This is a genomic window from Pseudovibrio sp. POLY-S9 (assembly GCF_001431305.1).
In the GTDB taxonomy this organism is placed as follows: domain Bacteria; phylum Pseudomonadota; class Alphaproteobacteria; order Rhizobiales; family Stappiaceae; genus Pseudovibrio.
Genome location: NZ_LCWX01000239.1, coordinates 51,266 through 51,744, shown reverse-complemented (window position 1 = coordinate 51,744; position 479 = coordinate 51,266). Strand labels below are relative to the sequence as shown.

Here is a 479-nt window from a genome sequence, read left to right as displayed (position 1 = left end):
CAGCATACTCTAACTTTTCAGCCGTATAGCTTTGATAACAATGGACAGGAAGTGCGCGGTTTAAGAGGGGTTAATATGGCGGGCCGCTCTATGATTTTGCTCAATAATGTGAAACTGCAAGTACCCGAACTCACTGCGCCATACTCAAATATGGTACGCCGTTCTATCGCTAGCCCTATCAGAGTTGGCTATTCGCGCGATCTGGGTATGTCCTCTTTGTTCATGAGCTATTGCGACCTCTCTCTGCCAGCAAATATATTCGGGAGTGTATTTGCTCCACTTGCAATCGGCACCGTTGTCCTGTTCGAGTGCACCACAAGTGATAGCCCTTATTTGGGCAAACTTGTATCAGGATTTACAGATCCGGCCGGTACAGAGACAGACAGCATCTCTTCTATCACCACAAATCTGGAAAAATTTTAAGAGGATCTGATGGCTAATATTTCGCTTAACTATATGGGGCGGGACTTTATACAATT

General features: G+C 45.3%; 1 protein-coding gene. It reads left to right on the top strand.

From position 1 onward, the window contains the following. The coding region (locus PPL9_RS26605) for a hypothetical protein (RefSeq protein WP_208989660.1) at positions 1-423 on the top strand (423 nt) is incomplete at its 5' end. Positions 424-479: the final 56 nt, after the last annotated feature.